Annotated in this window: 25 protein-coding genes; 7 read left to right on the forward strand and 18 right to left on the reverse strand. The window is 64.1% G+C overall.

Annotation, left to right across the window (positions count from 1 at the left end; translation table 11 throughout):
* Nucleotides 1-15 precede the first annotated feature (15 nt).
* The 3 genes from X742_RS147045 to X742_RS1000000172875 all read left to right on the forward strand — a co-directional run bounded on the left by X742_RS147045 (nucleotide 16) and on the right by X742_RS1000000172875 (nucleotide 4,704).
* Entirely contained in the window at nucleotides 16-1,191 is a 1,176-nt protein-coding gene (locus X742_RS147045; RefSeq protein ID WP_023773931.1) for an efflux RND transporter periplasmic adaptor subunit, read from the forward strand.
* A gap of 80 nt (nucleotides 1,192-1,271) precedes the next feature.
* Complete coding sequence (locus X742_RS147040; RefSeq protein ID WP_023773932.1) at nucleotides 1,272-4,448, forward strand: efflux RND transporter permease subunit; 3,177 nt, start codon at nucleotides 1,272-1,274, stop codon at nucleotides 4,446-4,448.
* Between the two features lie 97 nt (nucleotides 4,449-4,545).
* Entirely contained in the window at nucleotides 4,546-4,704 is a 159-nt protein-coding gene (locus X742_RS1000000172875) for a DUF3309 family protein (protein WP_023773933.1), read from the forward strand.
* A gap of 63 nt (nucleotides 4,705-4,767) precedes the next feature.
* Here the strand turns inward: X742_RS1000000172875 and X742_RS147035 are convergent, their stop codons facing one another.
* Entirely contained in the window at nucleotides 4,768-5,727 is a 960-nt protein-coding gene (locus tag X742_RS147035) for an SDR family oxidoreductase (protein ID WP_023773934.1), read from the reverse strand.
* Nucleotides 5,728-5,842: 115 nt separating this feature from the next.
* Between X742_RS147035 and X742_RS147030 the strand changes: the two genes are divergently transcribed.
* A complete protein-coding gene (locus X742_RS147030; protein ID WP_023773935.1) occupies nucleotides 5,843-6,757 on the forward strand; it encodes a LysR family transcriptional regulator in 915 nt (304 codons plus the stop codon).
* Here X742_RS147030 and X742_RS147025 read toward each other — a convergent pair.
* The 3 genes from X742_RS147025 to X742_RS147015 form a co-directional block, all read right to left on the reverse strand.
* On the reverse strand, nucleotides 6,715-7,896 hold the full coding sequence (locus X742_RS147025) for an MFS transporter (protein WP_023773936.1): 1,182 nt from the start codon (nucleotides 7,894-7,896) through the stop codon (nucleotides 6,715-6,717). The two genes, X742_RS147030 and X742_RS147025, sit on opposite strands and share 43 nt — an antisense overlap.
* 99 nt (nucleotides 7,897-7,995) lie before the next feature.
* Complete coding sequence (locus X742_RS147020) at nucleotides 7,996-8,304, reverse strand: DUF1244 domain-containing protein (protein ID WP_023773937.1); 309 nt, start codon at nucleotides 8,302-8,304, stop codon at nucleotides 7,996-7,998.
* A gap of 12 nt (nucleotides 8,305-8,316) precedes the next feature.
* Nucleotides 8,317-9,114, reverse strand: a complete 798-nt coding sequence (locus tag X742_RS147015; protein ID WP_023773938.1) for an N-formylglutamate amidohydrolase — start codon at nucleotides 9,112-9,114, stop codon at nucleotides 8,317-8,319.
* Nucleotides 9,115-9,328: 214 nt separating this feature from the next.
* On the opposite strand from X742_RS147015, the gene X742_RS147010 reads away from it, so the two are divergent.
* Together X742_RS147010 and pyk are read left to right on the forward strand one after the other, a co-directional pair.
* The gene (locus tag X742_RS147010) at nucleotides 9,329-9,847 is read left to right on the forward strand and encodes a DUF1036 domain-containing protein (protein WP_198019230.1); all 519 of its coding nucleotides are present in this window, start codon (nucleotides 9,329-9,331) and stop codon (nucleotides 9,845-9,847) included.
* Entirely contained in the window at nucleotides 9,844-11,277 is a 1,434-nt protein-coding gene (pyk, locus tag X742_RS147005; RefSeq protein WP_023773940.1) for a pyruvate kinase, read from the forward strand. Before X742_RS147010 ends, pyk begins: the two co-directional genes overlap by 4 nt.
* On the opposite strand, the gene X742_RS147000 is transcribed toward pyk, so the two are convergent.
* From X742_RS147000 to ykgO, 4 genes are all read right to left on the reverse strand, one after another.
* Nucleotides 11,247-11,750, reverse strand: a complete 504-nt coding sequence (locus X742_RS147000; protein ID WP_023773941.1) for a hypothetical protein — start codon at nucleotides 11,748-11,750, stop codon at nucleotides 11,247-11,249. The genes pyk and X742_RS147000 overlap by 31 nt on opposite strands.
* A 52-nt stretch (nucleotides 11,751-11,802) precedes the next feature.
* Nucleotides 11,803-12,870 (reverse strand): alpha/beta hydrolase, encoded by a 1,068-nt coding sequence (locus X742_RS146995; protein WP_023773942.1) that lies wholly within the window; start codon nucleotides 12,868-12,870, stop codon nucleotides 11,803-11,805.
* Nucleotides 12,871-12,944: 74 nt separating this feature from the next.
* Nucleotides 12,945-13,592: a hypothetical protein gene (locus X742_RS146990; RefSeq protein WP_023773943.1), complete on the reverse strand. Its 648-nt coding sequence runs from the start codon at nucleotides 13,590-13,592 to the stop codon at nucleotides 12,945-12,947.
* A 110-nt stretch (nucleotides 13,593-13,702) separates the two neighbouring features.
* On the reverse strand, nucleotides 13,703-13,828 hold the full coding sequence (gene ykgO / locus X742_RS146985; protein WP_006327841.1) for a type B 50S ribosomal protein L36: 126 nt from the start codon (nucleotides 13,826-13,828) through the stop codon (nucleotides 13,703-13,705).
* Nucleotides 13,829-14,069: 241 nt separating this feature from the next.
* Between ykgO and X742_RS146980 the strand changes: the two genes are divergently transcribed.
* A complete protein-coding gene (locus tag X742_RS146980; protein WP_023773944.1) occupies nucleotides 14,070-14,489 on the forward strand; it encodes a lysozyme inhibitor LprI family protein in 420 nt (139 codons plus the stop codon).
* A 12-nt stretch (nucleotides 14,490-14,501) separates the two neighbouring features.
* Here the strand turns inward: X742_RS146980 and X742_RS146975 are convergent, their stop codons facing one another.
* The 10 genes from X742_RS146975 to X742_RS146930 all read right to left on the reverse strand — a co-directional run bounded on the left by X742_RS146975 (nucleotide 14,502) and on the right by X742_RS146930 (nucleotide 22,797).
* On the reverse strand, nucleotides 14,502-15,578 hold the full coding sequence (locus tag X742_RS146975) for a 5-(carboxyamino)imidazole ribonucleotide synthase (RefSeq protein WP_023773945.1): 1,077 nt from the start codon (nucleotides 15,576-15,578) through the stop codon (nucleotides 14,502-14,504).
* Nucleotides 15,575-16,072, reverse strand: coding sequence for a 5-(carboxyamino)imidazole ribonucleotide mutase (gene purE / locus X742_RS146970; RefSeq protein WP_023773946.1), 498 nt, complete (start codon nucleotides 16,070-16,072; stop codon nucleotides 15,575-15,577). The genes X742_RS146975 and purE overlap by 4 nt, the downstream gene beginning before the upstream one ends.
* Nucleotides 16,073-16,171: 99 nt before the next feature.
* On the reverse strand, nucleotides 16,172-17,083 hold the full coding sequence (locus tag X742_RS146965; RefSeq protein WP_023773947.1) for an anti-sigma factor: 912 nt from the start codon (nucleotides 17,081-17,083) through the stop codon (nucleotides 16,172-16,174).
* Nucleotides 17,080-17,619: a sigma-70 family RNA polymerase sigma factor gene (locus tag X742_RS146960; RefSeq protein ID WP_023773948.1), complete on the reverse strand. Its 540-nt coding sequence runs from the start codon at nucleotides 17,617-17,619 to the stop codon at nucleotides 17,080-17,082. Before X742_RS146960 ends, X742_RS146965 begins: the two co-directional genes overlap by 4 nt.
* Before the next feature lie 426 nt (nucleotides 17,620-18,045).
* The gene (locus tag X742_RS146955) at nucleotides 18,046-19,251 is read right to left on the reverse strand and encodes an aminotransferase class V-fold PLP-dependent enzyme (protein WP_031248210.1); all 1,206 of its coding nucleotides are present in this window, start codon (nucleotides 19,249-19,251) and stop codon (nucleotides 18,046-18,048) included.
* Between the two features lie 25 nt (nucleotides 19,252-19,276).
* A complete protein-coding gene (locus tag X742_RS146950) occupies nucleotides 19,277-19,738 on the reverse strand; it encodes a RidA family protein (RefSeq protein WP_023773951.1) in 462 nt (153 codons plus the stop codon).
* A gap of 37 nt (nucleotides 19,739-19,775) precedes the next feature.
* Nucleotides 19,776-20,570, reverse strand: coding sequence for an amino acid ABC transporter ATP-binding protein (locus X742_RS146945; RefSeq protein ID WP_023773952.1), 795 nt, complete (start codon nucleotides 20,568-20,570; stop codon nucleotides 19,776-19,778).
* A 5-nt stretch (nucleotides 20,571-20,575) separates the two neighbouring features.
* Nucleotides 20,576-21,226, reverse strand: coding sequence for an amino acid ABC transporter permease (locus tag X742_RS146940; protein ID WP_023773953.1), 651 nt, complete (start codon nucleotides 21,224-21,226; stop codon nucleotides 20,576-20,578).
* A 1-nt stretch (nucleotide 21,227) separates the two neighbouring features.
* Nucleotides 21,228-21,893: an amino acid ABC transporter permease gene (locus tag X742_RS146935; RefSeq protein ID WP_015315334.1), complete on the reverse strand. Its 666-nt coding sequence runs from the start codon at nucleotides 21,891-21,893 to the stop codon at nucleotides 21,228-21,230.
* Between the two features lie 73 nt (nucleotides 21,894-21,966).
* On the reverse strand, nucleotides 21,967-22,797 hold the full coding sequence (locus X742_RS146930; protein WP_198019231.1) for a transporter substrate-binding domain-containing protein: 831 nt from the start codon (nucleotides 22,795-22,797) through the stop codon (nucleotides 21,967-21,969).
* Between the last annotated feature and the right edge of the window lie 97 nt (nucleotides 22,798-22,894).

Consider the following 22,894-nt stretch of genomic DNA (forward strand, 5'->3'; position numbering starts at 1 on the left):
AGTGGAAAAATGACGATGCCTAAAATCAGGTTTCACAAGCTTGCAGCCATTGTTGTGCTCATCGGTTTCGCGGCGTGGATGGCGACGGGCGAGTTCTCGTCGGTCGGCAGCGTAGCGGCGAACAAGGCCAAGGCAGCCGAAGTCGAGCAGGGCAATAGGCCGGACGCGAGCAAGCCGAAGACGGCGGAAGCCGAACCGAAGGCCCCGCTGCGTACCGTCGCCGTGGTGACGCCGCCGCGCAAGACCTATGCGCGCGCCATCCGCATTTCCGGGCTGACCGAAGCCGACAAGCGCGCGGTGCTGGCAACCCGCGTCGCCGGCGTCATCGACAAGCTGCCGGTCAAGCAGGGCGACCACGTCAAGACCGGCGACCTGGTGCTGATGCTCGCCGCCGAGGAAAAGATCTCGATGGTCGACAATGCCAAGCAGCTTGTCGCGCAGCGCAACGCCGAACTCGATGCCGCCGAGCGGCTGGCCAAGACAGGCAATTTGCCGAAGCTGCAGCTCGACACCGCCCGTTCCAACCTGACCCAGGCGCAGTCCCAGTTGGATACCGCGCAGGCCGAGCTCGACCGCAACGAAGTGAAGGCGCCGTTCGACGGCGTCATCGACCGGGTGCCGGTGGAACTCGGCAGCTCCGTCATGCAGGGCGGCGAGGTGGCGACGATCCTCAAGCTCGACCCGGTGATCGCGCGCGGCGAAATCAGCGAGCGCGACCTCGGCTATCTCAAGATCGGCGACAAGGCCAGCGTTCGGCTGGTCAGCGGCCAGACCGTCGAAGGCACCGTGCGCTATATCAGCCGAGACGCCTCGTCGGCGACCCGCACGTTCCGTGTCGAGATTGCCATCCCCAATGCCGATGGCTCGGTGCCGGCCGGCATGACGGCCGAAATCCAGCTCAGCGCGTTGCCGACCGACGCGGTGCTTTTGCCGCGCTCGGTGGTGACGCTGGGCGACAAGGGCGATCTCGGCATCCGCGCCGTCGGCAAGGACAACAAGGTGGCGTTCTTTCCGATCGATCTGGTCGACGATACGCCGACCGGTCTCGTGCTTGGCGGCATCCCGGCCGATGCGCGCATCATCGTTGCCGGCCAGGAACTGGTGAAGGAAGGCGACGAGGTCCATCCGGTCGAGGCCGATCAGGCGACCATCAAAAAGCTGATCGGCGAAGCCACCGCCGGGACGCAGTAGCGCGTGGGCGCCGGCGCCGGACCCTGTCCGGCGACAGCATGTCCGTTCGCCACTCCCGAAAGCAACAGCAGGCATAAGTCATGGATATCGTCAGACTCGCAATCAACAATGCCCGCCTGACCATCTCGGTCCTGGTCTTCCTGCTGATTGCAGGCTGGGTCGCCTATCAGTCGACACCGAAGGAAGCGGAACCCGACGTTCCGATTCCGATGATGTATGTCAGTCTGATCTATCAAGGCATTTCACCGGAGGATTCCGAGCGTCTTCTGCTGCGGCCGATGGAAAGCAAGTTGAAAAGCCTGAAGGGCCTCAAGGAGATGCGTTCGGCCGCCTTCCAGGGCGGCGGCTACGTTCTGGTCGAGTTCCAGCCGCAGACGAACCTTGCGACGGCGCTGCAGGATACGCGCTCCAAGGTGCAGGACGGCAAGGCCGACCTGCCGCAGGCGGCCGAGGAGCCTGTCGTCACCGAGGTCAACATCTCGGAATTCCCGGTGCTCGTCGTCACGCTTTCCGGCGAATTGCCGGAGCGCGTTTTGACGGCCGCGGCCCGTGAACTGCGTGATCGCATCGAGGAAGTGCCCGGCGTGCTCGAAGGCTCGTTGCAGGGCTCGCGCGACGATCTGGTCGAAGTCGTCATCGATCCGATGAAGCTGTCGTCCTATGGCCTGCAGCTCGACCAGCTGATCGGCGCTGTCGGTGCTTCCAACAGCCTGGTCGCCGCCGGCAATATCGAGGGCTCGGAAGGCAAATATGCCGTCAAGGTGCCGTCGCTGATCGAGACACCGGAGGATGTGGCGGCACTGCCCGTGGTCGCCGGGCCCAATGCCGTGGTGCAGGCCAAGGACATCGCGACGATACGCTCGACCTTCGCCGACGCGACGACAATCACGCGCCTCAACGGCAAGCCGGCCATCGCCATCGAAGTCAAGAAGCGCATCGGCGCCAATCTGATCGACACGCTAACCAAGGTCAGGGAGGTGTCCGACGCTTTCGTCAAGACGATGCCCGAGGGCATGCACGTCACCTACACGCAGGACAAGTCCGTCTTCGTCAACCAGCTGTTGGGCGACTTGCAGAACCACGTGATGATCGCCGTCATCCTGGTGTTCATCGTCATCCTCTACGCGCTGTCCGGCCGGGCCTCGCTGCTGATTGGCCTTGCCATTCCGTCGTCCTTCCTGATCGGTATCCTGCTGCTTGCCATGATGGGCTACACGATCAACATGATCGTGTTGTTCAGCCTTATTCTGGCGGTCGGCATGCTGGTCGACGACGCCATCATCGTCACCGAGTTCGCCGAACGACGGATGAGCGAGGGCATGCCGAAGCAGGAAGCCTTCGCGCTCGCCGCCAAGCGCATGGCCGGCCCGGTCATCGCAGCCACGATGACGCGTATCGCCGCCTTCTCGCCGCTCCTGTTCTGGCCCGGGATCATCGGCGATTTCATGAAGTACATGCCGATCACGCTAATCGTCACGCTGTCGGCCTCGATGCTCTATGCGCTGGTTTTCGCGCCGACGCTGGGCGCCATATTCGCCAAGGCGCCGCAGCATCACGAGGATGGCAATCGCGACGGCTGGTACATGGCTGTCGTCAAGCAAGCGGTGCGCTTTCCCATCACCGTGATCGTGCTCACCGTCGTCTTGCTGACGGGTATTTTCGTGGGCTATTCAAAGTACGGTGCCGGCGTCGAATTCTTCCCTAGCGTCGAACCCGACTATGGCCTGCTTTACGTGCATGCCCGCGGCAACCTTTCGCTGGCCGAAATGGATACGGCGACCAAGATCGCCGAAAACCGATTGCTCGGCTGGCCCGGCGTGAAGTCGGTCTACACCCGCGTCGGCAAGACGCAGGGCGGCGGCCAGGATGTGCCCGAGGACGTCGTCGGCGTCATCCAGTACGAATTCATCGACTGGCGCGAACGCAAGTCCGCGAACCAGATACTAAGCGATCTGCGCGGCGTGATGGCTGGCATTCCCGGGGTCGACGTCGAGGTGCGCGTGCCGGAAGCCGGTCCGCCAACCGGCAAGCCGATCCAGATCAGGCTCTCGGCCGTCGATCCAACCGGCCTCGACGACAAGGCGCGCGCCGTGGCTGCGCGTATCGCCAAGGTGCCGGGCGTCATCGATATTTCCGATGGCCTGCCGCCGCCTGGCGTCGACTGGGCTCTCGAGGTCGACCGCGCCAAGGCCGCGCAATACGGTATCAGCCCGACTTCCGTCGGCACCGTGGTGCAGCTGGTGACGAACGGACTGAAGCTTTCCGAATACCGGCCCGCTGGCGCCGACGATGCCGTCGACATCCGCCTGCGTCTTCCGGAAGACCGGCGCACGCTGTCGACGCTGGACGAGCTCAGGGTGCAGACCTCGCAAGGGTCGGTGCCGATCTCGAACTTCGTCGTGCGCAAACCCGAGCCGACGGTCGGCATCCTCAACCGCATCGACGGCGCCCGCACCGTGGTGGTGCAGGCCAACGTCACGGCCGGCAGCCAAGTCGCTGTCGTGCAGCAGGAGGTCACCCAGGCCGTCACCGATATGAATCTGGGCAGCGGAATACGCTGGAAGCTCGCCGGATCGAATGAGGACAGCGCGGAAGCCAGCGCCTTCCTCAGCAAGGCCTTCGGCGCGGCGATCTTCCTGATCTTCCTGGTGCTGCTCGCGCAGTTCAACAAATTCACCAGCGTATGGCTGGTGCTGTCCTGCGTGGTCATGGCGACAATCGGCGTGTTCCTCGGACTGCTTATCACAGGCGAGACGTTCGGCATTGTCATGTCCGGCATTGGCGTCATCGCGCTGGCCGGCGTGGTGGTGAACAACAACATCGTGTTAATCGACACCTACGACCGGCTGCGCGAGGAGGGCTGGGACAAGATGGACGCGGTGCTGCAGACCTGCCGCGAGCGTGCGCGACCGGTTGTGCTGACGGCGGTGTCGGCGATTCTCGGCGTGCTGCCGATCGCCTTCGGCCTTGGGCTCGAAATCTTCCATCACGAGACGACGATCAATGCGCCGTCGACGCAATGGTGGATTTCGCTGTCCTCGGCGATCGTCTTCGGCCTGTCCTTCGCCACCATTCTGACGCTGGTGGTGACGCCGTCGATGCTGATGGTTTTCACCCGCGCCAAGGTCAAGCCCGGCGCGCGGCGCGGCTTAATCAGCCGTCTCTTCCGGCGCGGCAAGGGCGAGATCTCGTCCCAAGGACCTTTGGCAGATGTCGGCGCCGAGCCGGCGGTCAGCTTCCCGAAGGCCGCGGAATAGAGCGTTTCGCAAGCCCGAGCAACAAAGGCCGTCCGGGAACAACCGGACGGCCTTTCGCATTGTTCCCTGGAATGCAACCAGACGGCGAGGGCTCAAAATGGCCATCAGCACACTTCTCGTTATCATCCTGATCCTGATCCTGATCGGCGCGGTGCCGGCATGGCCGCATTCCCGCTCCTGGGGCTACGGACCATCGGGCATTGTCGGCGTCATCCTGGTCGTGGTGCTGATCCTGCTTGTGCTGGGAAGGATCTGACGACAACTATCACCGCCGGACCCTTACTGAGCCCAGCCGTTCTCATCTGGCGAGCAAGCTCGATCAGGCGGCCTGGCGACGGGCGGGCGCGACGGCGATGCCGATATCCTGCAAGGCTTTGTTCACGGCCTGATCGAGCGGCGTATGCGGGATTTCGCCGATGATGCCTTCCAGCCGCGTCGAAGCCAGCTGGTGCGGTTCGAAGCGCAGGTAGGACATCGAAACGATCTCGCGCCACATCGCCACGAACGGGCTGCCGGCACGCAGCACCCACCAGGGCATCGAAGTCATCTTGAGCTGATAGCCAACCGCCTTCTCGGCGGCCGCCTTGATCTGCAGGTCGGTGACCGCGTGGCCGGGAAAGTTCAGCGCTTCATAGGAGCCGAGTTTGTCCAGGGTCCTGGCCAGCGCCACGAAACCTACGGCGAAATCGGGCAGATAGGCCCATTCATGCACGAGGTCGGCCGGGCCGGGCGCGGTGTAGATGCCCTTGTTGATCTTGGCGGCGACGACAAGGTCGAACCAGGAGCCACTGCCAGTGCCGCCGAAGAAGTCGCCGGCCCGCAGAACAATGGTGCGCACCCGACCGGCCTCGGCCTCACGGCGGAACAGATCCTCCATGGCACAGCGAATGCGACCCTTCTCGGTCGTCGGATGGAACGGCGTGTCTTCCGATATCACCGCCGGCATGGGCGAGCCGTAATTATAGACCGTGCCGGGGAAGAGATGCAGCGCGTTGTTGGCGTGGCAGGCGGCCATGACATTTTCAGCCATCGGCAGGCATTTGCCCCAATCGGTGTAGATCGGGTTCAGGCCGTTGAAGATGATATCCACCCCTTCGGTGGCCTGGATCAGCGATTGACGGTCCAGCGCATCGCCGGCAACCGCCGTGGCGCCCTTGAGTTCGGCCGGTACGTTGCCGGTGCGGGTAACGGCGCGGACATCGAAGCCGGCATCGATGAAAGCCTTGGCGACCACGCGGCCGAGCCGGCCATTGGCGCCGAGAATTGCGATCCTGGTCATTTCTGAGATCTCCTGGTTAGTGGTTGCAATTCGTATTGCTGTTGCAGGGTGAATATGCGTGCCTCACGCATGAATTGAAATTGACTATGGATGCACTCTTGATATTCACTATTGAATGACTGACATCGATTGGAACCTGATCAAGAGCTTCGTCACGGTCGCGGAAACCGGCAGCTTGTCGGCCGCCGCGCGAAAGCTGTCGGCCAGCCAGCCGACGCTTGGCCGTCACATCACCGAACTGGAACATGCGCTCGGCGTTACCCTGTTCCGGCGTGGGCGAAGCGGTTATGCGCTGACGGAAGCAGGGGCCACGTTGTTCGAGCGCGGAAAAACGGTCAGCGAACAGGCCAGTGCCTTTTCACGGCTGGCGCTGGGTTCGGTCGAGGCCATCGAAGGCACTGTGCGCATCGCCGCCAGCGAAGTGGTGGCTGCCTATGTGCTGCCCGAAATGATGGCGCGACTCGGCATCGAGGAACCCGGCATCGAGGTCGAGATCGTTGCCTCGAACCAGGTCGAAAACCTGCTGCGCCGGGATGCCGACATTGCCATCCGCATGGTCAAGCCGGCGCAGAACGAACTGGTGGCGCGCAAGGTCTGCGATATCGCACTCTGCGCCTGCGCGGCCATTGCCTATCTCGACCGGCGCGGCCGTCCGCTCGGGCCGGCCGATCTCGTCGATCATCCCTTGATCGGCTTCGATCGCAGCGACGAGATGATCCGGGGCTTTACGCAATTAGGCATTCCGGTCAGCCGAAGCAGCTTCCGCTTCAGGGCCGACAGCCAAATGGTCCTGTGGGAGGCGGTGCGGACGGGAAACGGCATTGGTCTTGGCCAGGAGCCGCTGGCCGATCGCGATCCGCTGGTGGAGAAGGTGCTGCCCGGCCTGACGCTGCCCGAGCTGCCGGTATGGCTGGCGATGCATCGCGACGTGCGCAGCAGCGTGCGCATCCGCCGCGTGGCCGACTTTCTCCATGAGGAATTGAAACGTTATTCGGCTGGTGCGACGTCGGGAGCGAATTCGGCGCGGTGAGCGAGACCCGCCATCAGCAAGACGACGATCAGCAGCACCGACATGGCGATGAAGATCGGCCCGAAGCTGGAATGTTCGGCGACGAAGCCGATCGCCGACGGCGCCACCAGAATGCCGGAATAGCCCATGGTGGTGACGACGCTCATGCCGGTGCCCGACGACATGCCCTCCTGGTTGCCGCCGGCGGAAAAGATGATCGGCACCATGTTGGCGATGCCGAAGCCGCAAAGCGCAAAGGCTGCGATGGCGAGCCAAGGCGAGGGCGACAGGCCGGCGATCAGCATTCCGGCGGCCGCGACGATGGCCGAGCCGCGCAGTGTCATCACCGCGCCGAAGCGGTTGCGGACGCCATCCCCGAAAAAGCGCATGATCGCCATGACCCCGGAAAAGGCGGCGTAGGCAAGACCGGCGACGGCGAGGTCGGCGCCGAGTTCCTGCCGCAGGTACAGCGCCGCCCAATCGAGCACCGCGCCCTCTGAAATCATCGTCAGCAGGGCCATCAGGCCGATCAGGTAGACCAATGGATTTGCCGGCAGAGCGAATTTATGATGCTCGGTCGCCTGCGGTTTGTTTTCGGCCACGATGTGGGGCACCGCCGCCGCGATTGCCGCGAAGGCAAGCGCGGTCACCACCGCGGCATGGGCGAGGTGGCCATAAGTCTGGATGGCGTAGCCGCCAAGGGCGCCGCCGGCGAAACCGCCGAGGCTCCAGAAGCCGTGCGACGATGACATGATGGCGCGCCCTAGCCGCCGTTCCACCACCACCGCATTGGCATTCATGGCGACATCCATGCCGCCGATGGAGCCGCCGAAGATGAACATGGCGATGGCTGCCAGCGGCACGTTGGGGGCCAGCGCCACGACCAGCAGGCCGAGGCTGCCGCAGAGGCCGAACCAGCGCAGCACGGTGCGCGAGCCATGTTTGGAGATCAGGTGGCCGCACCATGTCATGGCGGTGACCGCGCCGGCGCCGAACAATAGGATCAGCAGGCCGAGCGTGAATTTCGAGATGTCCAACCGGGTCAGGAAGACAGGAATCTGCGGCGCCCAGCTGCCGGTCAGGAAACCATTGGCGAGGAAAATGGCCGCCACGGCCCATCGCCCGCGAATGGCAGTCTGCATGGGGTTCGAAGCGTTCATGGGACGAATCCGGTCAGAAAATGGCTATGCGCGGCAAATTAGATCGATTCAATTTTCAGTCAAGCGCTGTTAATGGGAAAGCATTTGGGCCAAACGGACTCAGTGATCCTTGGGGCGCCGCGCTTCGAATTCCGCCTTCTTGGCATCCGAAGCCTCTGTCTGGTTGAGCGCCTGCCACTGCGCATAGGGCATCCCGTAGACGATCTCGCGCGATTGGTCCTTGCCGAGCTCGACGCCTTCGGCATTGGCTGCTTCGCGGTACCAGTTCGAGAGGCAGTTGCGGCAGAAGCCGGCGAGGTTCATCAGATCGATGTTCTGCACGTCGCCCCGTTCACGCAAGTGCTCGACCAGTCGCCGAAAGGCGGCGGCCTCGAAGTCGCGCTTCTGTTCGTCGCTGAGTTCGGTCATCCGAAACCTCCGTCATAGCGGCCCGGTGCGCGAGCCGAACATCTTCACCGCATGTATATCGGGACGGTGGTCGATCGCGTCAACGATCGGTGAGAGCCGCCCGGCCCAGGCGAGAATGCCCTTCTGGTCCGCTATCAGATCCTGGCGGATTTCGATCAGCGCGTGGGCATAGCCATTGACAATGGCGTGCCTGAACATGGTGTCGCCGCGCAAAGCGCCGTCATAGGGCTCATTGTCGCCGACGACGAGTTCCTTGTCCTCAGCCAGCATATCGATCAGCGGTCGCGCCACCCGATCGTCCTTGTCCCAAAGGATACCGACATGCCACGGACGTTGCTTGCCCTGCATGGCAGGGGTGAAGGAATGCACCGAGAAGATGAAAGGTGCTTGCCCGGAAGCTTGCGCGACCGACGCAATCACGGCGCCGACCGCGTCGTGATAAGGGCGGTAGAAGCGATCGAGCCGCCTTTCGCGTTCCTCCTGCGCCAGGGGATAATTTCCCGGAATGAGGGTGCCGTCGTAAAGCTGGCGAATGAGTGTTGGATCGTCCTCGCCTCGGTTGGGATCGATCAGCAGCCGCGAGAAATTGGCAAGCACCGCCGGCGCACCGAGCAGGGCGGCTAGTTCACGCGTCACCGCTTCGACGCCAATGTCATAGGCGATATGGCGGTCGAATTCGGCCGCGGGCAGCCCCAGGCTGCCATACTCTTCCGGCAGGTCGCGGCGGGCATGATCGGCCAGAAGCACGATGCCTCGCTTGCGGTCGCCCTCGACAATGTCGAAGGGCGCGAAAACTGTGGATCGGGTCATTGGCGGAAAATGGTCGTTCGCTGGCCTTCGGGGAGGATGCTATCGTCATTCCATGAAGACGACCTCTGCGCAATGCCGTTGTTTAGCCAAGGTTTCCCGGAAAATCTGGCACCGGGCGACGGTCGCGCGCCGGGAGCCTTCCTAAATCGATTGGAATTGGTCAAAACGGCGCGTTGACATGCGCCCGGACTTTTCCGAAAAGGGGCGCAGAGAGATGCTGATGTGGTTCTTGAGGGGTTTTAGGATGGCTTCCGCCGGCGGGCAGCGCGCGCGCCTTGCCTTAGCCATGCCGCTCCTGACGCTCGCCGTGGGATTGTCCGCGATGGTCACAGCTTCGCCGGCGCGCGCCGACTTCCGCGTCTGCAACGCCACGCAGAACCTGGTCGGCGTCGGAATCGGCTACCGGGCCAAGGCCGGCTGGATCACCGAGGGCTGGTGGCACATCGAGGGATCGAGCTGCAAGACGTTGATCGAAGGGCCGCTGTCATCAAGGTTTTACTATCTTTATGCAGAAGACGCCGAGCGCGGTGGACGCTGGGACGGCCCGATCAACATGTGCGTGGCTGAAAAAGAGTTCAGGATTGCCGGCGTAAGCGACTGCGTCGCCCGGGGCTTCCAGCGCGCCGGATTCCAGGAATATGACACGGGCGAGCAGGCAAGCTGGATGGTCCAGCTCACCGACGAGCCCGCAACGGGAGGCGCTCCAGCCGCCCCGGGAACGAACAGTCAATGAGACGTAGCCGCAAGGTCAAGATCCTAGCCACAATCGGTCCGGCATCTTCCTCCGAGGAGATGCTGAAGAAGCTGTTCGAAGCCGGCGCCGATGTGTTCCGCATCAATATGAGCCATACCGATCATGAGTTGATGCGCACGCTGGTCGCCCGCATCCGCGCCGTCGAGGAAAAAGTCGGCAGGCCGATCGGCATCCTTGCCGACCTGCAAGGCCCGAAGCTGCGCGTCGGCAAGTTCGCCAATGGCAAGGAAGTCTTGACGCTGGGCCAGACATTCACGCTCGACGACAATCCCGAGCCCGGCACCTCGACAAGGGTCTACCTGCCGCATCCCGAAATCCTGAGCTCGGTCGAGGCTGGCCATCGCCTCCTGATCGACGACGGCAAGCTCGAACTGAAGGCGGTAAAGAGCGACGGCAAGTCGATCGTCTGCACTGTCATTGCCGGCACTACTATTTCCGACAAGAAGGGCGTCAGCCTGCCCGATACCGACCTGCCGGTCGGCGCGCTGACCGAGAAGGATCGCAAGGATCTCGACGCGGTGCTCGCCACGGGCGTCGACTGGGTCGCGCTATCCTTCGTGCAGCGGCCGGAAGATCTGGCCGAAGCGCGCAAGATCGCCCGCGGCCGGGCGCTGATCATGGCCAAGATCGAAAAGCCGCAGGCCGTGGCCCGGCTGGCCGAGATCATCGAACTGTCCGACGCGCTGATGGTCGCCCGCGGCGATCTCGGCGTCGAAATGCCGTTGGAAGCGGTGCCCGGCATCCAGAAGCAGATCACGCGCGCCGCGCGCCGCGCCGGCAAGCCGGTGGTGGTCGCCACGCAGATGCTGGAATCGATGATAACGGCCCCTGTGCCGACCCGCGCCGAAGTGTCCGACGTTTCGATCGCCGTCTTCGAAGGCGCCGACGCGATCATGCTGTCGGCGGAATCGGCGGCGGGCGCCTATCCGGTCGAAGCGGTGGCGATGATGAACCGCATCGCCGCCAAGGTCGAAACCGATCCAACCTATGCCGGCATCATCAACGCGCAACGCTCCGAGCCGGAAGCGACGGGCGCCGATGCCATTTCGCTGGCCGCACGCGAAATCGCCGAAACGCTGAAACTTTCTGCGATCATCACCTACACGGCATCGGGCACAACCGGCCTGCGCGCCGCGCGTGAACGTCCGCAGGTGCCGATCATCGCGCTGTCGCCGATCCTCAACACGGCGCGACGGCTGTCGCTTTTGTGGGGCACGCATTGCGTCGTCTCGCCCGATGCCACCGATCTCGACGACATGGTCAACCGCGCCTGCCGCATTGCGCTGGAAGAAGACTTCGGCAAGCCGGGCGACCGGGTCATCATCACCGCCGGTGTGCCGCTGCGGACTCCGGGATCGACCAACATGCTGCGCATCGCCTATGTCGGATCGGAAACAGCCGGCCGGTAGTCGGCCGCCAACCTCGTTGCAGCCCTGAGCGCTCTTGCCGCGGCTTCCGCGTGGTTTCTTCGCTGGAGAAACTGTCGCGCGCGAGGAATGGGGTCATGCGGATACTGATCCGGGCCGAGCATCTTTCGCCGGTTGAGTTCGGTCTTATCGAGCAGATCGAAATCCACTTTCGCAATCGTGCAATGCCATCCGGCGTTGCGCGAAGCCCAGCTTCTTTCATGGTGTTCGAGCAACCGCTCTCGGGCGCAATAGCCGTGATAGTCGAAAGCGATCAGGCCGTTCGTCACATAGATATGGTTTCCTGAAAAACCTACGTCAGGAATGATCCGTTCGCCGTAAAATCCCTCCAATGGCGGATGCCTGAGGAAGGTGCCGGCGAGAATGGCGCATGCGCCGTGACCGAAGAAGATGCGATCCGGCAGCGCCCATCGCTTTTGCGGATTTCTCTTTATGCCGTGTTTCAGGACGTACATTCCGCTCTGATCCCAATGGCGGCCTGCGATGGCCGTTTTCGGACGGCACGCATCAGGTCGGCGCGAGTTCCGCTTCAGGTTCTTTGATGTCGGAGCATTTGCCCGCGCCATACGTGTCGCCGGCAATCCGTAGCTCCACCGTCCTGGCGATTGCTTCCAGATCGATATCCTCGCCGCCGACTTTCTCGATGGCGCCGACGACGAGGTCGGATGCGATCCAGTCCGGCTTATGACCGAGATTATGCACCCAGACGAGCTCGGCGCCGGGGATGTCGCGCACCAGGCCGAGGGAGTGGATCCGGGCATAGACGACCTTGTCGCGGTCGCCGGAGATGACCACGGTCGGGGCCGTGATCTCTTTGTAGTGCGGTGCGGCGCCGAGCGCATAGCGATAGAGGCCGGCAACGTCTGTGGCGTTGGCGCGAAAAGCCGACGGCCGCAGCACCAGCGGGATCGAGGTTGCGGCGAGATAATTGTCCGGCACCTTGTTGGGTGAGAAGACGCAGATCGTGGCGTCCGCCATCCGCAGCGTCCCGGCCGGATAGGTCAGCGTCTCGGAAAACAGCCGGCCGATCACCGGAATGGTCGTCAGGTCGTAGTACCAGGACGTCGCGCCGCCCGGCCAGGGATGGGTCGCCGGCGCCAGGAAGACCAGGCCGAGCGTCTTGTCCGCATGCTCGCGGCCGAAAGCCGCCGTCACCACGCCGCCGAAGGAATGGCCGACGATGATTGCCTTCGTGATGCCGAGACGGTCCATCAGGGCGGCGATGGTTGCGGCTTGCGCCGATGGGTCCTCATTGTTGCCTGGACCGCGGCCGGACCAGCCAAAACCAGGCCGGTCGAAGAACAGCATTTCGGCGCGGCCTTCAAGCAGCGGCCTGAGTGGCAGCATCTGGTCCTTCAAATTGGCGCTGGCGCCATGGATGAAGACGATCGGCGGCAGATCCGCATTGGCTGGGGCGGGGATGTGGACATAGTGGATGCGGGCACCGTTGATGTCGGCGAACGCGCCGACCGACGGACCGCGGCGCTCGATCAGCCACGAGCCGGCGCGGGTGACGCCGACAAGGGCAAGGACAAGCGCCATCAGGAAGGCGAGCGTGGCATAGATCAGGTTCATGTGGGGATATACGGGAATGCAGGGGGATAAGTTGTGAGGCAGTAGCGCTGGCTCCAGCGCCGGCGCCTAATCTATCAAATGCCTTCGCCGGCAAGCTCTTCCGACAGGGTCGCGACCTGGTTCTGGGCGCTGCGCATCATCGGGTAGATGGCCAGCACCTTCTGCCAGGCCTCGAGCGCCGATTGCTTGTGGCCGGTTTCGGCCATGATCTGGGCCAGGCCCGACAGCGCGCCGAAATGGCGTGGCTCGAGCTGCAGCGTGCGGTCGATGTCGGCCATCGACTTGCCGTAGTTCTTCATCATGAAATGAACGGTGGCGCGACGGTTCCAGCCTTCGGCGTAGCTTGGCTGCAACGTCACCACCTGGTCCAGGAAATCGAGCGCGACGTCGAACTTCTGCTCGTTCATCGCCTTTTGCGACCACTGCATCATCAGGTCGATCGAGGCGCTGCCGGACTGGAACCATTCGTTCCAGATGTTGCCGGCAATGCGCTCGGCGGACTTTTCGTTGCGCTCGCGCTTCAGTTCGGAGAACAGTTTGTCGAGCCGGGCCTGTTTCGTCATCGGCGTGGCCGGAGTGTCCGGAGCCGCTGGCTGGGCATCGGCGGGCGCCGGCTGACCATCCGCGGCCGCCAGCGCGATCGGCCGATCACCGGCTTGGGTCGGCAGGGAGATGACGCCGGAAACCAGCAAAGTCGTCAAGAATACAAAAATAATCCGCATCGCCCGAGTTTAATCCCGGGCGGCGGAACATCAAAGTGATTTTAGCATGGGAAGGCCGGCTGGCCGACAAGCATCATGGGCGGAGGCGAAAAAAGCCTCCGGCCGAAAACTCAACCCTGGCGCGCCTTGTAGCGCGGGGCGGTCTTGTTGATGATGTAAACGCGGCCCTTGCGGCGAACCAGCTGGTTGTCGCGGTGACGCGCCTTCAACGCCTTGAGCGAATTCTTGATCTTCATGGTCTTGCCTGTCGGTCTGGACCCGGTCCGGGTCGAATTTTTAAGGCGCGCCAGAAGACGCGCCTTTTGAACGGTGGGTGGCTCATAAACGAGGAGACTTGCCCATGTCAACCGTAAGTCAACCGCAAGCGTGCTCCATGTCCTGATATCATCAAATATCCGCCATGTCCGCCCCGTGGCATTGCGCGGCCATGAGCCGGCTGGGATGATGCAGTTTATCTCAAGTGATTTGGGGACGACCATGCGCCGAATATCCCTCTCCGCCTGCCTCGTCATCCTGGCGGCGAGCTCGGCTGTCCGAGCGCAGGAATGCGACCGCTCCGACGACAGCCAGCAGATGATGAATATCTGTGCCGGCGAGGAATATCAGGCGGCCGACGCCAGGCTCAATGCGACCTATCAGGCGCTGATCGGCTCCGATGATGCCGACGGCAAGAGATTGCTTCAGGTGGCACAACGCGCCTGGATCAGCTTCCGGGATGCGGAATGCGCGCATAACACCGCCGCCAGCCAGGGCGGGTCCATCCATGCGATGGAGGTCTCGCAATGCCTGACCAGGCTGACCGATGATCGCATCAAGCAGCTCGCCGCCTCCGCCAATTGCGAGGAAGGCGATGTAAGTTGCGCCAGCCCCGACGCGGACAGCGACGAGGTGCAATAGGCGTGTCCGGTATCAGCCCCGGCGGCTGATGCGGGTGAAATGACCCATCTTGCGACCGGGCCGGGCCTCGGCCTTGCCGTAGAGATGCAGCATCAGGTCGGGCTCGGCGAGCAAGGCGGGAACGCGCAGCACGTCGTCGCCGATCAGGTTCTGCATCACGCAATCGGAATGACGGTTCGAGCTTCCCAATGGCAGGCCAGCAATGGCGCGGATATGCTGCTCGAACTGCGAAACGATGCAGGCGGCTTCGGTCCAATGGCCGGAATTGTGGACGCGGGGGGCGATCTCGTTGGCCAGCAGCGAGCCGTCGGCCAGTACGAAGAACTCGACACCGAGGACGCCGACATAGTCGAGCGCCGACAGGATTTTCGTCGCCGCGTCTTTCGCGTCCCGCCCGGTTGCCGGCGCAACGCCGGCCGGCAAGGTCGATGTGTGCAGAATGCCGTCGCGGTGCACATTCCAGGCTGGATCGTAGGCGGCGACAGTGCCGTCCAGCCCTCGCGCGGCGATGACGGAAATCTCGCGCTCGAACCGCACGAAGCTTTCCAGGATCAGCGGCACATTGCCCATCGCCTCGCAGATGCCGGCGAAACCGCCGGCTTCCATGTTGCGGAAGACGCGCTGGCCCTTGCCATCGTAGCCCATTCGCCGCGTCTTCAGGATGCCGCTGCCGCCGAATGCCTTCAGCGCCGCCGCCAACTCCTCGTCGGTGTCGACTTGATGGAACGCGGCGGTGGCGATGCCGATGCCGTTGAGGAATGTCTTTTCGCTCACCCGGTCTTGCGCCACGTCAAGCGCGCGCGGCGGCGGATAGACCGGCACTTTGGCGGCAAGCGCGGTTGCGGCGGCGACCGGCACGTTCTCGAACTCATAGGTGACGACGGCGCTTGCCGCCGCCAGTTGGGCAAGCGCGGACGGGTCGTCATAGGCGGCCGTGATCTGCCGGTTGGCGACCTGTGCCGCCGGGCAATCCGGTTGAGGCTCCAGCACGATGGTGCGGTAGCCTAGCCGGGCGGCGGCCATTGCCAGCATGCGGCCAAGCTGGCCGCCGCCAATCATGCCGATGGTCGATCCGGCGGGCAGGCTCACGGCGTATCCGTCGGTTCGGCCGCGACCTTGGCGGTCTGCGAGGCGCGCCAGGCATCCAGGCGCTGGGCAAGCTTGTCGTCGTTGAGCGCCAGCACGGCGGCGGCCAGCAGGGCCGCGTTGGCCGCACCAGCCTTGCCGATGGCCAGCGTTCCCACAGGAATGCCGGCTGGCATCTGGACGATCGACAGCAGCGAATCCTGGCCCGACAGCGCCTTCGATTCCACCGGCACGCCGAACACCGGCAGTGGCGTCATCGCCGCCGTCATGCCGGGCAGATGCGCGGCACCGCCGGCGCCGGCGATGATGACCTTGTAGCCGGCGGCCTTGGCGCCCTTGGCGAACTCATAGAGCCGGTCGGGCGTGCGGTGCGCCGAAATGATCAGCCGTTTGTGGGGCACACCAAGCGCCTCCAGCGTCTCCGCTGCCTGACGCATCGTCGCCCAGTCGGATTGGCTGCCCATGATGATGGCGACGTCGGCGCGTTGATCGTCCAAGCTTCTGCTCCCCGGCGACAAAGGCGCGCCTTAGCGGAATTCGCGCGGGGCCGCAAGGATTTCAGGCCATCGACGAGATGCCGACGGCCACGTTCCGACTCATACCGCCGCCTTGCGGAAGCGAGCGACGAAGTCGTCGAGTTCGGGGCGCTCCATGTCGGAGATCGCCCAGTAGGAGAAGGCGCCGTCGCTCCAGTGCACCATCGAAAAGCCGCCGGAGGAAAGATCGTCCGGCTGGGTGGTCTTGCCGCCCTGCTGCGGCTCGGCGACCAGCGTGATCAGGTGCTCGCGGTGGCGGTAGACCAGTGCCGGCACCGGCCGGCCCGACATCACCTCGACCCGGCCGCCGATGAGGGCGAAACCGTCCTGGGCAAGGTCCGGCGCCGGCGGCGAGACGCCGATGCGGGCGTCGAGCCACGGTTTGACCGTATGGCGGTCGGAGGAAACGATGTCGATCGGGCTCGCGGCGAGCAGGCTGCGACGATGGCCGCTGGCGACGGCCGCCGCCAAGCCGTCTTCGGCGCCGTTGAACATCACCCATTGCGTCGCGCCGCTGGCCAGCACCGCGCTGATCATGATCGACGCCGCCATGGCGCGCCAGTCGAACGAGCCGAAGCGGCTTGCCCTCGGCGATCTCCGCGCCAGCGAAGGACGCGTCCCGGCTTCACGCCGCTGGCCTGCGCCAGCGCCCGCAATCAAGCCCGGCAGCGCCGGCGGCGTGCCGCGCTGCGGCTGCGCCACCTCTGCGTGATCCTGCCGTTCGGTATCCGCCACGCCGATCGCCGCGATGCGGGCCCGAAAGGCGTCGCTCACGTCGAGGCGCGGCAAGCGGCTGACCGCGCCTCGCAAGGCAAGGATGCGGGCATGCTCGGCGGCAAGCCGGGGATCGACGGCGATGCGACGCTCCACGGCAAGGGCCGCCGCCGCATCAAGCTCGCCATCAACAAGGGCGTGGATCATCAGTCTGATACCTTCGGGATCATTGGGCAGTCCGTCGTCATGGCTGGTCATGGCGCGATCCCCAGTTCGGATGCCAGCAGGCCGCGGGCGCGGGCCAGCCTGGACATCACCGTACCCATCGGCACGTCGAGCATGGCCGCTATCTCGCGATAGCTGAGGCCGTTAATGTCGCGCAGCACCAGCGTTTCGCGAAACGGCTGCGGCAGGGCGGCGATCGCGGCCTCCAGTGCCGCCGTGTCGGCCCTGGCGATCAGGCTCGCTTCCGGACCGTCCTCGTCCGGTAGGCTGGTGCCGTGGGCCGCCGCCATGTCGTCGAGATCGCCGAGGTCGCCGACGGCCATCATGGCGCGCGGCCGATTGCGCGCCATCCAGGTGTAGGAGGTGTTGCGCACGATGGTCAGCAGCCAGGCGCGGGCATTGCCGCCAGCGTAGCCTGATATGCCGGCATGAGCCTTGATGCAGGCGTCCTGAACGACATCCTCGGCGTCGGCGGCATTGCCGGTCAGCCAGCGGGCAAGCGCCAGCGCATCGCCGAGATGCGGCAGCACTACGTCGCTGAAACGCTCCGCCAGGGCCCTGTCGCTCAAAGCAGCACCATGATCCCCTCCGGAGCGGACAGACCGTGCCGCCTCAAGATGCGACAGCGATTTCGCCTGGCTTGCAGGAGCAAAGCCTCCGGAAACGCGCAAAGTCGTCTGCCTTGCTGAAAGTGAATTCATCCGCGTCACCAGTGTCAAGCGCAATGAAAAAGAAGGGCGCCATAGACGAGGGACTGATGACGATCATGCTCGGCAGCGCATGACGGCAGCGCATGACGGCAGCGCATGACGGCAGCTGATGTCGCAGCCGTGTCCGCTGTGCTCGCGATGATGGGGCATGCCAGTCTCCTCGACGCCAGCCGTGGCGTATGTCGAGGAGACTTGTTGAAGAGACGATTTATTCCCGCGTCGGCAAATCCGGTTGTTCACAGTCGCGTGATCAGCCGGGTGCCTTCGGCATGGCCGGTTCAACGATCAATCCGGCCAGCGCAAGACGCCTGACGAATCCTTGCGAGCGACCTTCATCGCGTCGGCCGGGCGCTCCTTTGCGGTCAGCACGGCGCGCAGCCGTTCGGCGACGATCTCCGCCTCGCCGGGGTGAAGGTTGCAGGGGTCTAGGAAGAAATGGCCGCGCTCGACCTCGTGGTTGCGCACGATGATCGGCGGCGAGCCGGCGGCAAGGACAGAGGCAAGACCGGCGGCGGTGAAGCGGCTTTCGGGCGATATGAAGATTTGCAGGCGGTCGAGCGGATTGGCGGTGGGGTCGGGAATGATGATGGCGGCGATGCCGGGCAATCCCTGCAGCGCGTCCTTCCACAGATTGAGTGCTGCCTCCTCGCGCCGGCGGATGCCGGCATGATCGCGCTTCTCCCAGGCTTCGAGTGCCGCCATGGTGCCGGCGATGCTTTCCTTGCCGACCTTCATGGCGCGCGCGACGCCGCGGTTCTGCAGATAGGCGGCCCGCACCAGATCCTTGCGGCCGGTGACGATGCCGCTGGTCGGCCCGCTCAGGAATTTATGGCCGCTGTAGATGACGACATCGGCGCCGCGCGCCAGAAAACCGCGCAGTTCATACTCGGACGCGGCGTCGACGATCACCGGCACGCCCTTGGCGTGGCAGATCTCGCAAAATTCCTCCAGCGACAGCATGCCGTATTGCACGGTATGGTGGGCGACGACATAGAGGCCTGCGGCAGTACGCTCGTTGATCGCCTCGCGTACATGATAGTCCTGGGTCACGCTGACCGTGCCGGCTGGCACCACCCTGGCGCCGGCGACGCGGACCGACTGGTCGATCGGGGCGCCGTAATTGACGATGTGGCCGAGCTGGATGACGACCTCCGATTTGAGATCGCCGGTGTCGTCGGGCAGGCGCTCGATGGCGAGCAGGTTGGTTCCGGTCATCGCACCGGCGATCGCCATGGTGATGCCGCTGGCGCAGCAGGCGGTGATGAAGCCGGCCTCGCCGCCGGTGAGGCGTGCGACGACCGTGCTCGCGGCGCGCTGCAGATCGTCCATTTCCACCCATTGCGAGGCCATTTCGGCCATGGCGGAGATCGCTTCCGGGACGATAATGGAGGCGCCGAGCGCGGTCATGGTGCCGGAGACGTTGATGATCGGCCGCAAGCCCAGCCGCTCGCGGATGGTGGTGTTGGAGCCGGTATCGGAAGAGGTTTTCATGTGAGCTAATCCCGTGGGTGGCAGGTCAGGCGGCGATCTCGACGACCGCTTCGATTTCGACGGTGATGTTTCCAGGCAGCGAGCCGGCGCCGATCGCCGAGCGGGCATGGCCGCCGATCTTGTCGAAGACATCGGCGAATAGGTCCGAGCAGCCATTGACCACTTTCGGGTGGTCGCTGAAGGTCGGCGTCGCGTTGACGAAGCCGAGCAGCTTGACGACGCGCACGATACGGCCGAGATCGCCGGCGGCGGCATGCATGACGGCAAGCAGGTTGAGCCCGGTCAGCCGTGCATGCTGATAAGCCTGCTCGACCGTCACGTCCTCGCCCACCTTGCCGGTGCAGAGCGTGCCGTCGGCGCGCAGCGGCCCCTGGCCGGAGAGGAAGATCAGCCGCCCGCTCTCGGCATGGGTGACGAAGTTGGCGATGGGCGTCGGCGGCTCGGGCAGCGTCAGGCCGAGTTCGGCGAGCCTGATATAAGGCGTCATGGATGAAGGCTCCTTGGGCGGCTTTGGCCGCCTGAGTTTAGAAATGCGAGGCGCGGAAGCGCGCCAGGAAAGTGCGGAGGCGCTCGTTGCTGGTCTCCGCCGCGAGGATCTCCTTCGGCGGCCCGACGGCGCTGACGCCGCCATCGGCCATGAAGACGATGCGGCTCGAAGCGTCGCGGGCAAAGGCCATTTCGTGGGTCACCATCAGCATGGTCATGCCGTCCTCGGCGAGGCTCCGCACCACTGCCAGCACCTCGCCGACGAGTTCGGGATCGAGCGCGGAGGTGATCTCGTCGAGCAGCAGGATCTTCGGCTCCATGGCCACGGCGCGGGCTATGCCGACGCGCTGCTGCTGGCCGCCGGAGAGTTCGGCCGGCAGGCTGTCAGCCTTGTGGCCAAGGCCGACGCGCCCGAGCCAGTGCTCGGCGATCGATCGCGCCTCGGCGTCCCTTTTTCCGCGCACCTTGGTCAGACCCAGCATGATGTTGCCGGCCGCCGTCAGGTGAGGGAAGAGGTTGAAGCTCTGGAACACCATGCCGGTCTCGGCGCGCATGGCGGCAAGATCGCGCTCGCTGCGGCGCTGGCGCGTTCCGGCCTCGCGAAAACCGACCTCCTTGCCGTCGATGCGGATCGAGCCGCTGTCGTAGCTCTCCAGGAAGTTGACGCAGCGCAGGAGCGTGGTCTTGCCGCTGCCGGAAGGACCGATGACGGTCACCACCTCGCCGCGCTTCACCTGAAGGCTGACGGAGCGCAACACCTCGACGGCGCCGAAGGCTTTGGAGACATCGCGCACGTCGAGCAGCGCGGGACTGGCGTTTGGGGCTTCGGACATCGTTGCTATTCCCGGATGAAGGAGAAACGCCGCTCGAGCCGCCGGCTGGCGAGCGAGAGTGCGTAGTTGACCGCGAAATAGAGGAGCGCGCCCAGTATATAGAGCGGCATCGCTTCGTAGGTGCGGCCGATAACTTGGTTGATGGCCTGCATCAAATCGGTGATGCCGAGCAGCGACACCAGCGCGCTGCCCTTGACCGCGTCGGTGACGCCATTGATCCAGGGCGGCAGGAAGCGCCTGAAGGCCTGCGGAAAGATGACGTAGGTGAGCCTCTGGCGAAAGGTCAACCCGATCGCCATCGCGGCCTCGGACTGTCCCTTCGGGATCGAGCCGACCGCGCCCCTGAGGTATTCGATGACCTGCGCCGTCTTGAACAGGGTGAGCGCGGACACCGCGGCCCAGAACGACGGCAGATGCAGCCCGATTGCAGGCAGGCCGTAATAGACGAAGAACATCAGCACCAGGATCGGAATACCGCGAATGGTGTCCGAGAAGATGCGCACTGCCCAGCGCAAAGGAGCGGGACCATAGACCAGGCCGACGCCCAGCAGGACGCCGGCGATGAGCGACAGCACCACGACCAGCAGCGACACCCACAAGGTCACGGCGAAGCCTTCGGCAAGGAAGGGCAGTGCGTAGAGGATCTGGCTCAGCATGTCAGCGCGCCGCCCTGAATCGGCGCTCGACGAGCCGCAGCCCGAAAAGCAGCGCATAGCCGGTTACCAGATACATCGCCGTCGTGACCAGGTAGACCTCGACGATGCGGAATGTGTTGAAGTTGATCCACTGGGCGCCGAAGGTGAGTTCGGGCACCGAGATGACCGAGGCGATCGAGGTGTCCTTGAACAGCGAGATGAAAGTGTTGGAGAGCGCCGGCAGCGTGATGCGCAGCATGGTCGGCAGACGCACGTGCAACAGCCTTTGCCACGGCGTCAGGCCGATCGCCTTGCCGGCGTCGAGCTGGCCGCGCGGGACAGCCTCGAGCCCGGAGCGAAACACCTCGACCAGATAGGCGCCGCTATAGACCGACAGGGTCAATACAAACGAGGTTGGTGCGCTGTAAGCTAGGTCGACCACGGTCGGCAGGCCGTAGAAGACGAGATAGACCAGCAGGATCAGCGGCACATTGCGGATGAATTCGACATAAGCGGCGATCACCGCCCGCACCACTCGTCCGGCCGAGACGTACCAGACCGCCAGCACCAGCCCGATGACGACGCCGATGGCGATCGAGATCACGGCAAGCTCGAGGCTGAGCAGCAGGCCGCCCCAGAGCTTGTCGAAGTGCCGCCAGATCAGGTTGAAGTTAAGGGCATAGCCCATGCATCCGCCTCGGTGTGAAGGACCTCGAGTCGATTGCGGAAGGGCGACAACGCCACCCTTCCGCAATCCGGGATCAGATGACCGGGAAGCCCGGGTGACGCGCCGGCGGCTCCTGGCCGAAATAGTCCTTGAAGGCGGCGTCATAGAGCGCCGATTCATGGCCGAACATGGCGATGGTGAAAGTCTGGTTGACGAAGGTCAGCCAGTCCAAATCGCCTTGCCGCAGTGCGGCGCCGTAAAGCATCGAATACCAGCTCTTGCCGGCATCGAAATACTTGTCGGGATTGCGCGAGGCGAGCCAGCGCACGGTGGACAAGTCGACCGCGGCGGCGTCGGCGCGCTTGGATTCCAGCGCCTGCAGCACGTTCGCCTGGGTGTCGATCTGCAACACCTGGGCCTGCGGCAGAGCGTAGTGGACCGAGCTTTCGGCGTCGACATTCTGCAGGATGGAAATGCGTGTCGCCGAACCACCGGCCAGCAGCTTGTCGAAGGTCTTGTTCTCGGCGGTCGGCAGGGTCAGCAAGGCAACGCCTTCGACATAGTAGGGCCGGGAGAAATTGATCAACTGCGAGCGCTGCGCCGTCATGGTCATGAACTGAATAGTAATGTCGACCTTGTTGGTGGTCACGTTGGGAATGCGCTGGGCCGGATCCTGCATGACGAACTCGACCTTGGTCGGGTCGTCGAAAAGGCCCTTGGCGAGAATGCGGCCCATGGTGATGTCCATGCCGACCAGTTCGCCGGCATCGTTCTCGAAATGCCAGGGTGCGTTGGTGCTGCCGGTCCCGACAATCAGCTTGCCTCTGTCGAGCACGGTGCGCAACAGGCTGTCGGATGCGGCCTGTGCGGCGGCCTTCCGCGCATCGACGGCTGTCAGGACGCCGGCCGTGGCAAGTCCCGCCATTCCCAATTTCAGAAAATCACGTCTTCCGGATGTGTCGTTCACGGCGACCTCCTTTCGTGTTGTGTTCCCCTATGCACAGGCCATACACGCGGCAATG

Origin of the sequence: Mesorhizobium sp. LNHC229A00, from assembly GCF_000502415.1 — a bacterium.
Lineage (GTDB): Bacteria > Pseudomonadota > Alphaproteobacteria > Rhizobiales > Rhizobiaceae > Mesorhizobium.

Excerpts from the sequence above, each read along its gene's own strand:
- X742_RS146945 (WP_023773952.1), bottom strand. The coding sequence starts at position 20,570 with ATGTCCGAAGCCCCAAACGCCAGTCCCGCGCTGCTCGACGTGCGCGAT.
- X742_RS146940 (WP_023773953.1), bottom strand. The coding sequence starts at position 21,226 with ATGCTGAGCCAGATCCTCTACGCACTGCCCTTCCTTGCCGAAGGCTTC.
- ykgO (WP_006327841.1), bottom strand. The coding sequence starts at position 13,828 with ATGAAGATCAAGAATTCGCTCAAGGCGTTGAAGGCGCGTCACCGCGAC.
- X742_RS146990 (WP_023773943.1), bottom strand. The coding sequence starts at position 13,592 with ATGCGGATTATTTTTGTATTCTTGACGACTTTGCTGGTTTCCGGCGTC.
- X742_RS147015 (WP_023773938.1), bottom strand. The coding sequence starts at position 9,114 with ATGACCCGATCCACAGTTTTCGCGCCCTTCGACATTGTCGAGGGCGAC.
- X742_RS147040 (WP_023773932.1), top strand. The coding sequence starts at position 1,272 with ATGGATATCGTCAGACTCGCAATCAACAATGCCCGCCTGACCATCTCG.
- X742_RS146965 (WP_023773947.1), bottom strand. The coding sequence starts at position 17,083 with ATGACCAGCCATGACGACGGACTGCCCAATGATCCCGAAGGTATCAGA.
- X742_RS147045 (WP_023773931.1), top strand. The coding sequence starts at position 16 with ATGCCTAAAATCAGGTTTCACAAGCTTGCAGCCATTGTTGTGCTCATC.
- X742_RS1000000172875 (WP_023773933.1), top strand. The coding sequence starts at position 4,546 with ATGGCCATCAGCACACTTCTCGTTATCATCCTGATCCTGATCCTGATC.
- X742_RS146980 (WP_023773944.1), top strand. The coding sequence starts at position 14,070 with ATGCGCCGAATATCCCTCTCCGCCTGCCTCGTCATCCTGGCGGCGAGC.
- X742_RS147035 (WP_023773934.1), bottom strand. The coding sequence starts at position 5,727 with ATGACCAGGATCGCAATTCTCGGCGCCAATGGCCGGCTCGGCCGCGTG.
- X742_RS147010 (WP_198019230.1), top strand. The coding sequence starts at position 9,329 with ATGCTGATGTGGTTCTTGAGGGGTTTTAGGATGGCTTCCGCCGGCGGG.
- X742_RS146930 (WP_198019231.1), bottom strand. The coding sequence starts at position 22,797 with ATGGCGGGACTTGCCACGGCCGGCGTCCTGACAGCCGTCGATGCGCGG.
- X742_RS147030 (WP_023773935.1), top strand. The coding sequence starts at position 5,843 with ATGACTGACATCGATTGGAACCTGATCAAGAGCTTCGTCACGGTCGCG.
- pyk (WP_023773940.1), top strand. The coding sequence starts at position 9,844 with ATGAGACGTAGCCGCAAGGTCAAGATCCTAGCCACAATCGGTCCGGCA.
- X742_RS146955 (WP_031248210.1), bottom strand. The coding sequence starts at position 19,251 with ATGAAAACCTCTTCCGATACCGGCTCCAACACCACCATCCGCGAGCGG.
- X742_RS147000 (WP_023773941.1), bottom strand. The coding sequence starts at position 11,750 with ATGTACGTCCTGAAACACGGCATAAAGAGAAATCCGCAAAAGCGATGG.
- X742_RS146995 (WP_023773942.1), bottom strand. The coding sequence starts at position 12,870 with ATGAACCTGATCTATGCCACGCTCGCCTTCCTGATGGCGCTTGTCCTT.
- X742_RS147020 (WP_023773937.1), bottom strand. The coding sequence starts at position 8,304 with ATGACCGAACTCAGCGACGAACAGAAGCGCGACTTCGAGGCCGCCGCC.
- X742_RS147025 (WP_023773936.1), bottom strand. The coding sequence starts at position 7,896 with ATGAACGCTTCGAACCCCATGCAGACTGCCATTCGCGGGCGATGGGCC.
- X742_RS146935 (WP_015315334.1), bottom strand. The coding sequence starts at position 21,893 with ATGGGCTATGCCCTTAACTTCAACCTGATCTGGCGGCACTTCGACAAG.
- X742_RS146950 (WP_023773951.1), bottom strand. The coding sequence starts at position 19,738 with ATGACGCCTTATATCAGGCTCGCCGAACTCGGCCTGACGCTGCCCGAG.